The 8,072-nt window shown below is 58.3% G+C and carries 8 protein-coding genes; 3 read left to right on the top strand and 5 right to left on the bottom strand.

Annotation, left to right across the window (positions count from 1 at the left end):
- Positions 1-65: 65 nt before the first annotated feature.
- The 3 genes from dgcA to AAEZ03_RS17740 form a co-directional block, all read right to left on the bottom strand.
- Positions 66-2,126: a dimethylglycine demethylation protein DgcA gene (dgcA, locus tag AAEZ03_RS17730; protein WP_123750855.1), complete on the bottom strand. Its 2,061-nt coding sequence runs from the start codon at positions 2,124-2,126 to the stop codon at positions 66-68.
- Positions 2,127-2,141: 15 nt separating this feature from the next.
- Positions 2,142-2,672, bottom strand: coding sequence for a 4-vinyl reductase (locus AAEZ03_RS17735; protein WP_048372356.1), 531 nt, complete (start codon positions 2,670-2,672; stop codon positions 2,142-2,144).
- Between the two features lie 92 nt (positions 2,673-2,764).
- A complete protein-coding gene (locus tag AAEZ03_RS17740) occupies positions 2,765-3,742 on the bottom strand; it encodes a dipeptidase (protein ID WP_153368413.1) in 978 nt (325 codons plus the stop codon).
- A gap of 229 nt (positions 3,743-3,971) precedes the next feature.
- On the opposite strand from AAEZ03_RS17740, the gene AAEZ03_RS17745 reads away from it, so the two are divergent.
- The 3 genes from AAEZ03_RS17745 (at position 3,972) to AAEZ03_RS17755 (ending at position 5,306) form a co-directional block, all read left to right on the top strand.
- Entirely contained in the window at positions 3,972-4,373 is a 402-nt protein-coding gene (locus AAEZ03_RS17745) for a lysozyme inhibitor LprI family protein (RefSeq protein WP_123750854.1), read from the top strand.
- Positions 4,374-4,387: 14 nt separating this feature from the next.
- Positions 4,388-4,804 carry a DUF3010 family protein gene (locus tag AAEZ03_RS17750; protein WP_048372361.1) on the top strand — a complete coding sequence of 139 codons (417 nt, stop codon included), beginning with the start codon at positions 4,388-4,390 and terminating at the stop codon, positions 4,802-4,804.
- A 247-nt stretch (positions 4,805-5,051) separates the two neighbouring features.
- Entirely contained in the window at positions 5,052-5,306 is a 255-nt protein-coding gene (locus AAEZ03_RS17755; RefSeq protein WP_350580326.1) for a hypothetical protein, read from the top strand.
- Positions 5,307-5,396: 90 nt separating this feature from the next.
- Here the strand turns inward: AAEZ03_RS17755 and gbdR are convergent, their stop codons facing one another.
- Together gbdR and AAEZ03_RS17765 are read right to left on the bottom strand one after the other, a co-directional pair.
- Positions 5,397-6,500, bottom strand: coding sequence for a choline metabolism transcriptional regulator GbdR (gene gbdR / locus AAEZ03_RS17760; RefSeq protein WP_350580329.1), 1,104 nt, complete (start codon positions 6,498-6,500; stop codon positions 5,397-5,399).
- Positions 6,501-6,917: 417 nt separating this feature from the next.
- Positions 6,918-8,009 (bottom strand): RHS repeat-associated core domain-containing protein, encoded by a 1,092-nt coding sequence (locus AAEZ03_RS17765; protein WP_350580332.1) that lies wholly within the window; start codon positions 8,007-8,009, stop codon positions 6,918-6,920.
- Between the last annotated feature and the right edge of the window lie 63 nt (positions 8,010-8,072).

An 8,072-nucleotide genomic window follows, 5' to 3' on the forward strand; every position in this document is an offset into this window, starting at 1 on the left:
AAAACACGGCCGCTACGCGACCGATCGCAGCCTGCGGCAGCGGCTACAGGGTTATTGGTCGCTGCTTAGAAATCCTTGCACAACCGCAGGGCGTCATAGATGGCGGCATGCACGTTGCGCTGCGCCACGCAGTCACCGAGGCGGAACAACAAGTAGCCATCACCCGCTTCGCTCAGGCACGGTTGCGGCTGGATCGCGTACAGCGCTTCAACGTCGATCTGGCCCTTGTTGCGCGAGTCGGGCTTGAGCGCGTAATACAGCTCTTCGTCCGGGCGCACGCCGTTTTCAATCACCACCTGGTCCACCACGCGTTCTTCCTTGGCGCCGGTGTATTCGTTCTCCAGCACGGCAATCACCTTGTCGCCTTCGCGGTACACGCGCTCCAGCATCATGTCGCCGGTCATGATCACTTCTTTGGGGTACAGGCTGCGGTAGTAGGTCGGGAACGACGTGCCGCCCACCGCCACGCCGGGCTTGGTGTCGTCGGTGACGATCTCGACCTGCGAGCCTTTGTCGGCCATAAAGTCGGCCACGGACATACCGGTGAATTCACAAATGGTGTCGTACACCAGCACGTTTTTACCCGGCGCCACCTTGCCGTCGAGCACGTCCCAACTGCTCACCGACAAGCCTTCTGCGGCGCCCCAATGTTCGTTCTGCTCGACAAACGAATGCCCGCCCACCGCCAGCACCACGATGTCGGGGCGCAGGTCGAGAATGGTCGCCACATCGGCCGCCGTGCCCAGGCGCAGGTCGACGTTCAAGCGCGCCAGCTCCAGCTGGAACCAACGGGTGATACCGGCCATCTGGTCACGTTGCGGGGCTTTGGCAGCGATGCTGATTTGCCCGCCAATGGCCTCGTTTTTTTCGAACAGGGTTACGTCGTGCCCGCGCTCAGCGGCCACGCGGGCGGCTTCCATCCCGGCCGGGCCTGCGCCGACCACCACCACTTTGCGCTTGGGCCCGGTGGTTTTCTGGATGATGTGCGGCACGCCCATGTATTCACGGGAAGTCGCGGCATTCTGAATGCACAGCACGTCCAGCCCTTGGTACTGGCGGTCGATGCAATAGTTGGCGCCCACACATTGTTTGATCTGGTCGACCTGGCCCATTTTGATTTTGGCGATCAGGTGCGGGTCGGCGATGTGGGCGCGGGTCATGCCCACCATGTCGACGTAGCCACCCTCCAGAATCCGTGTGGCCTGGTTGGGGTCTTTGATGTTTTGCGCGTGCAGCACCGGCGCCTTGACCACTTCCTTGATGCCCGCCGCCAGGTGCAAAAACGGCTCCGGCGGGAAGCTCATGTTCGGGATCACGTTGGCCAGGGTGTTGTGGGTGTCACAGCCCGAGCCGACCACGCCGATAAAGTCGAGCATGCCGGTGTCGTCGTAGTACTTGGCGATTTGTTTCATGTCCTCGTGGCTCAAGCCATCGGGGTGAAACTCGTCGCCGCACAGGCGGATGCCCACGCAGAAATCCGGGCCCACTTCGGCACGCACGGCCTTGAGCACTTCCAGCCCGAAGCGCATGCGGTTTTCAAAACTGCCGCCCCATTCATCGGTGCGCTTGTTCACCCGAGGGCTCCAGAACTGGTCGATCATGTGCTGGTGCACCGCCGACAGTTCCACGCCATCGAGCCCGCCTTTTTTGGCCCGACCCGCCGCGCTGGCGTAGTTGCCGATGATGCGCCAGATCTCTTCCGGCTCGATGGTTTTGCAGGTGGCCCGGTGCACCGGCTCACGTACGCCGGAGGGCGACATCAAGGTCGGCCAGTTAAAGCCGTCCCAGCGCGAGCGACGGCCCATGTGGGTAATCTGGATCATGATTTTGGCGCCGTGCTTGTGCATGGCGTCGGCCAGGTTTTGAAAATGCGGGATGATGCGGTCGGTGCTCAGGTTGACCGAGCTCCACCACTCCTGCGGGCTGTCGATGGCCACCACGGACGAGCCGCCACAAATCGCCAGGCCGATGCCGCCCTTGGCTTTTTCTTCGTAGTACTGCACGTAGCGCGCCGTGGTCATGCCGCCGTCCGTGGCATACACCTCGGCGTGTGCGGTGCTCAGCACGCGGTTGCGAATGGTCAGTTTGCCGATTTGAATCGGCTCAAACATTGCTTCGAACGCCATATCCCGATCCTCGATTTACAGCGGCTTGACGATAAACAGACCGTGGTCGTGGCCTTCTTCGGATCCGCTGTAGACCTGTTCGGCCACGGTGCGAATCTGGCTGCCGCGCGCTTGCAGAATCTGGTCCATGGCACCGGCAAACCAGCCGGTGAACATGTAGTCGACCTTGCGCCCGACCTTGCCGTACACGTACACGAAACAGGAGTGTTCGAGCTTGATGGTGGCGGTGCCTTTGTCCAGGTCGATGTCTTCAATGGTGAACAGACCCCAGCCACGTTGCGACAGGCGCTTCATGTAATGCTCGAACACCGCCACGCCTTCCAGGCCATGGCATTCGGCTTCTTTTTCGCACCAATGCCAGGCCGATTTGTAGCCCGCCTTGTAGAGGATCTCGGCGTAGGCATCAGCGCCCAGCACCTCTTCGATGCCCATGTGGTTGTTGACGAAAAAGTGCCGTGGCACGTAGAGCATCGGCAGCGCGTCAGAGGTCCAGACGCCGGTCTCGCTGTCGACTTCGATGGGTAATTGCGGGGCGATTTTAGCCATGGAATAAAACTCCAAAATTCGAGGTAAGGTTCGTTTCGCCCCTCACCCTGCCCTCTCCCGGGGGAGAGGGTTGGGTGAGGGCGAGTGGCGGCTTATTCGCCCCAGACGTCTTTGAGGACGTTGACCCAGTTTTCACCCATGATCTTGCGCACCACGCGTTCGCTGTGGCCGCGCTTGAGCAGGGTGTCGGTGAGGTTCGGGAACTCGCCCACGGTGCGGATGCCCAGCGGGTTGATGATCTTGCCGAAGCTGGTCAGACGCCGCGCATAGCCTTTGTCGTGGGTCAGCATTTCGAAGAAATCCTGGCCGTGGCCCTGGGTGAAGTCGGTGCCGATGCCGATGGCGTCTTCGCCCACGATGTTCATGGTGTATTCGATGGCTTCGGCGTAATCGTCGACGGTCGACTCAATGCCCTTGGCCAGAAACGGCGCGAACATGGTCACGCCGACAAAGCCACCGTGGTCGGCTATGAACTTGAGTTCAGCGTCAGATTTATTACGCGGGTGTTCTTTGAGCCCGGACGGCAAACAGTGCGAGTAGCAGACCGGTTTTTTCGATTCGAGGATGACCTCTTCAGAGGTTTTGGAGCCCACGTGCGAGAGGTCGCACATGATGCCCACGCGGTTCATTTCAGCGACCACTTCGCGGCCGAAACCCGAAAGTCCGCCATCGCGTTCATAGCAGCCGGTACCCACCAGGTTTTGCGTGTTGTAGCACATCTGCACCACGCCCACGCCGAGCTGTTTGAAGATCTCGATGTAGCCCAGTTGGTCTTCAAACGCATGGGCATTCTGGAAGCCGAAAATGATCCCGGTTTTGCCCAGGGACTTGGCGCGGCGGATGTCGGCCGTGGTTTTGACCGGGATCACCAGGTCGCTGTTTTCGCGAATAAGGGTTTGGCTGGCAACAATGTTATTGATCGTGGCCTGAAAGCCCTCCCACACCGACACCGTGCAGTTGGCGGCCGTGAGCCCGCCTTTGCGCATGTCTTCAAACAACTCGCGGTTCCATTTGGCAATGATCAGCCCGTCGATAACGATGCTGTCTGCGTGCAACTCGGCTGGGCTCATCAGGCGTCCCCTTATAGGCGTTTGCTGCGCCGAATCGTCTGCCGGCGCTTTGGGGCCAGCATAGGCTTGGGGGTAAAAACAGCCGGGTGCAAAAGCGACAGCGCAATTGCCGAAAGCGTCAATGCGCGACAAAGCGCTGGCGACCACAACACCCGCCGATGCGCCGGTGACTGTCTTTTGCGCGGCGCTTAAGCCAGAATCCGCCTCAACTATGGATTAGGAAGCCGCAATGAAATCGATTCTCCTGGCCTTGGCGTTGATCACCAGTGGCGCAGCTGTAGCCGATGATGCCGACCACAACCCGTGTGATGCCGTCGAAAACGACCAGCAAACGCTGGCGTGCTCGGTGTTTAGCCGCAACACCGCCGAACAGTTGTTGGCTGAAAACTTCGAGGCCCTGCAAGCGCGCATCACCGCGCTGTACGGCAGCAACGCGACGCAGCTCAACAACATCACCAGCAAAATCAAAACCGCGCAGACCCTGTGGGTGCACCAGCGTGACGCCGATTGCGCGATTGTGGTGTTCCCGGCCAAAGCCGGCACTGAGGCGTTCAACATTGCTCAAAACGACTGCATTGCGGCAGTCAGCGATGACCGCTCGGAGTTTCTGGAATCGATTGGTCAGGAATGACCCATGAGGCACGTATGACTATTTGCGGGATTGAAATCAAAGGCAGCGAAGCCATTTTTGCCCTGGCCACCCAGGGCGCTGGCGGCCTTGAGCACGTGGCCATCAGCACCAAAAAAATTGCCCTGGACGACGATGAAAACGCCGCCAGCGTCAAAGCCTTCGCCGCCCAACTGGCCGACTGTGTGAAGGCCAACGCCATCACCCGCATCGCGATCAAAAAGCGCAGCAAAAAAGGCGAGTTTGCTGGTGGCCCCACCACCTTCAAAATCGAAGGCATCCTGCAATTGCTGGAGGGCTGCGAGGTGCAGTTACTGTCGCCGCAAACCCTCAATGCGCAATTTAAAAAGCACGCGTATGAGCTGCCCGCCTCGCTCAACAAATACCAGCACGACGCCTACAAAACCGCCTGCGCAGCGCTGCTAAAGGGCTAAACGCCCGGCACAAAAAAGCCCCGAAACTGCCGTTACAGTGTCGGGGCCAAGGGGGTGCGTGCCGTGACGGTGACCAAACCTTAGGCAGTGTTACTGAGCCCAGTCTGCCCGGCCCCGCGCCTTGGCACTTAGCCAAAAACGACCTGTTCTTAGGCATACCAGACATCGCGCCAAACCTCGCTTGCCCGTTCGTGGAAGCCCTACCAGAATCAAGCTTCGATCGCCTCTCTGTGAAAGGATAAAAAGCATGATGCACGCAGACTTGATTGATGAGCAGGACCTGCTGAGCCAACTGCGCTCGCTGGGCTTTGACGTGTCGGGTAACGCCGAGCAAGCCTGCTCTGCGGTGGTGTGCGGCCTGAACGAGACCAACGCTCGCGCACTCAAGGGCCTGGTAGAAAAGCTCTACACCGGCAGCGCCACCATCTTGCCCGCCGTGCGCCAGGCCATCGACCAGCAATTGCTGCCGGGGCTGGTGCAATACAAGCAAAGCCGGGCGTGAGCGTAACCCCCCTGTAGGAGCGAGCTTGCCTCGCGATCTTTTGAACCGTTAAAAGATCGCGAGACAAGCTCGCTCCTACAGAGGCTTTGACTACACCCTCACACTGGCAAACGTCGACTCGTGCCGCGCCTGATGCAGCGACGCCATCGGCCCGGCCAGCGGGGTCAGCAGCAGGGACTGCGGGATCGGCACCAAGGTGGTTTGCTGCGCAGTATTGGACCCCACACGCTCATCACGCGGCGGGATGCCAAAGTACTCGCGGTAACACTTGGAGAAATGTGGCGTCGAGACAAACCCGCACACCGCCGCCACTTCGATAATCGACATGGGCGTTTGTTTGAGCAACTGGCGCGCACGCACCAGGCGCAACTTGAGGTAGTACCGCGACGGCGAGCAGTGCAAGTACTTCTGGAACAGCCGCTCCAGTTGGCGACGCGACACGGTTATGTACACCGCCAGCTCATCGAGGTCGATGGGCTCCTCAAGGTTGGCCTCCATCAGCGCAACGATTTCCTGCAACTTCGGCTGGTTGGTGCCCAGCATGTGCTTGAGCGGCACGCGCTGGTGATCCTGTTCGTTACGAATGCGCTCATACACAAACATTTCCGAAATGGCGGCCGACAATTCGCGGCCATGATCACGGCTGATTAAATGCAGCATCATGTCCATCGGCGCCGTGCCACCCGAACTGGTAGAGCGGCTGCGGTCGAGGGTAAACAAACGGGTACTCATGGACACCCGCGGGAAAGCTTCCTGCATCGAGGCCAGACATTCCCAATGCACGCTGCAATCAAAACCGTCCAGCAGCCCGGCATACGCCAGCGCCCAACTGCCAGTGCACACGGCACCCAAACGGCGCGATTGGCGCGCCTGGCTTTGCAGCCAAGACACATGCTCACGCGTTACCGCGCGTTGAATGCCGATACCGCCGCACACAATCACCATGTCCAGCGCCGGCGCCTTGTGCATGCTGGCGTCGGGGGTAATTTGCAAACCATCACTGGCCCACACCTGGCTACCGTCAGCGCTTAAGGTGCTCCAGCGATACAACTCGCGGCCCGACAACTGATTGGCCATGCGCAGGGGCTCAATCGCAGACGCCAAAGAAATAAGTGTGAAATTGTCCAGCAGCAGAAAGCCGATGGATTGAGGCGTACGGTTCTGGGGTTGGGCCCCGGAGTTGAACGACGTCATGCGGAATCTCCTCACACAAAGCGGGTGATGGCCCCAGGCGCAGGCTCTTGTTATGACCCACCGTTTACGGGGGCTTTGCCATGACAATGCAAATGTCGCGCCTAAACTTGAATAGGCATTCAACAAAATCTGAAAACGACGTCGTAATGCGTCTAGGTGGGAGGTGCCGAACACGGCTCTAAACACCGTCTAAACAGACGTAGCGCAGGGCGCAGAGCCGTGTTGAGCAAATCGGTAGCACTTGTGGGAAACACGTAGGACGGGCCCGTGTCACCAAAGGTGCAGGTGGGGATGTGCGCTTAAAGAGGGCGCGGTGCGCTTAAAAAGCGCGCCCCTCAAAACGATGACTCTCAAGTCCTTGCAACAAAAGCTGAGCGGGCGGGTCGACACCCTGTAAATGGCCGGTTGATACGCCCGTCAATTGGGCAAAAATGTTCTTGGCGTATATTGAACTTGGGTTCTCACCCCATTTTCAACTATATAGTCTGAACGCCTTACAACCGTTTCATCTCGCAAGACTAATACAGCATCACTTAGGTTTGGCATCCTGCCTGACACGCTATTTATTGCCTGCACGATGTCTGTGGGGCTACTGCGAGAAAGCGCTATTCCAGCATAGGCTTTAACTTTCAACCCTGAAAGCGTTGCCAAACCTTGCCCCAATGCATTGCTTTCCCCCTGCCCTGAATAACATATAAGCAATCTAATGACTTTATGATCTTTTAACGATTTCTCCTTCAATACCGGGTAAAGATCACCGGCATAGAGTTTTTTATTTCCACTGCGTACATACCCTCCAATAGCATCGTAATTGCCATGTCCATTAACGGTCAGCCTGGCCTGACCCTTTTTGGTATAGTCTGTGGCCACAAAAATACCGGGAAGGATCTCATCAATAGATTCAAATTTCGTAAATTGATTGGCGAGCGGCTCAACGTTCCCGGTTAGCGGATTAAGACCTTTGCTAGCCAACGACGGTATCCTTGCAAGCTTATTAAGCGCGTTTCTAATGAAACTATATGCTTGGTGACCACTCGGATCCGTTCTGTTAACAGGCTCTGCGGAGCAATACGCATACCCATTAACCCCGCCCCGCCCAAACGGGCTTAAACTGTCCGGGCTGTTAAAACGCATCAACACCGGGTTAAACGCCCGATATCCATTGCCCAATAAATAATGCCCCGTCACCGGGTCAGCCCGTTCGCCATTAAAGCCCAGCACACTGGCCCCGCCGCTTTCAGCCGGGCGATGGCCATACACGTTGTAAGCAATGGGTTGGGTTTTATCGGGGTTAACCGTGTGCAACACCGAGCGTTGCAAGTCGGTGGCCAGCAGGTTGCTGCCACCCGCCCCGCCCTCGGCCAACAGGTGATCGCCCACCTGAAACACACTGCGCGGCACTGCGCCCTGGATTTCGGTGGTCATGCGCGAGCGGTTGTAAAAGCGCCGAATGCCCGCCGTCTGGATCAAGCGGTCCAGTGGGTCGTAGGCATAAAGGACTGTGGGCATGTGTATACGCTCGTCGTGTACAAGTACGCTCAGCTTGCACCGGCGCTGCACAGCTGCCTACTG

This window comes from Pseudomonas sp. HY2-MNA-CIBAN-0224 (genome assembly GCF_040310285.1).
Classification (GTDB): domain Bacteria; phylum Pseudomonadota; class Gammaproteobacteria; order Pseudomonadales; family Pseudomonadaceae; genus Aquipseudomonas; species Aquipseudomonas helleri.

Coding starts and splice junctions, on each gene's coding strand:
- AAEZ03_RS17735 (WP_048372356.1), bottom strand. CDS start 2,672: ATGGCTAAAATCGCCCCGCAATTACCCATCGAAGTCGACAGCGAGACC.
- gbdR (WP_350580329.1), bottom strand. CDS start 6,500: ATGACGTCGTTCAACTCCGGGGCCCAACCCCAGAACCGTACGCCTCAA.
- AAEZ03_RS17755 (WP_350580326.1), top strand. CDS start 5,052: ATGATGCACGCAGACTTGATTGATGAGCAGGACCTGCTGAGCCAACTG.
- dgcA (WP_123750855.1), bottom strand. CDS start 2,126: ATGGCGTTCGAAGCAATGTTTGAGCCGATTCAAATCGGCAAACTGACC.
- AAEZ03_RS17745 (WP_123750854.1), top strand. CDS start 3,972: ATGAAATCGATTCTCCTGGCCTTGGCGTTGATCACCAGTGGCGCAGCT.
- AAEZ03_RS17765 (WP_350580332.1), bottom strand. CDS start 8,009: ATGCCCACAGTCCTTTATGCCTACGACCCACTGGACCGCTTGATCCAG.
- AAEZ03_RS17740 (WP_153368413.1), bottom strand. CDS start 3,742: ATGAGCCCAGCCGAGTTGCACGCAGACAGCATCGTTATCGACGGGCTG.
- AAEZ03_RS17750 (WP_048372361.1), top strand. CDS start 4,388: ATGACTATTTGCGGGATTGAAATCAAAGGCAGCGAAGCCATTTTTGCC.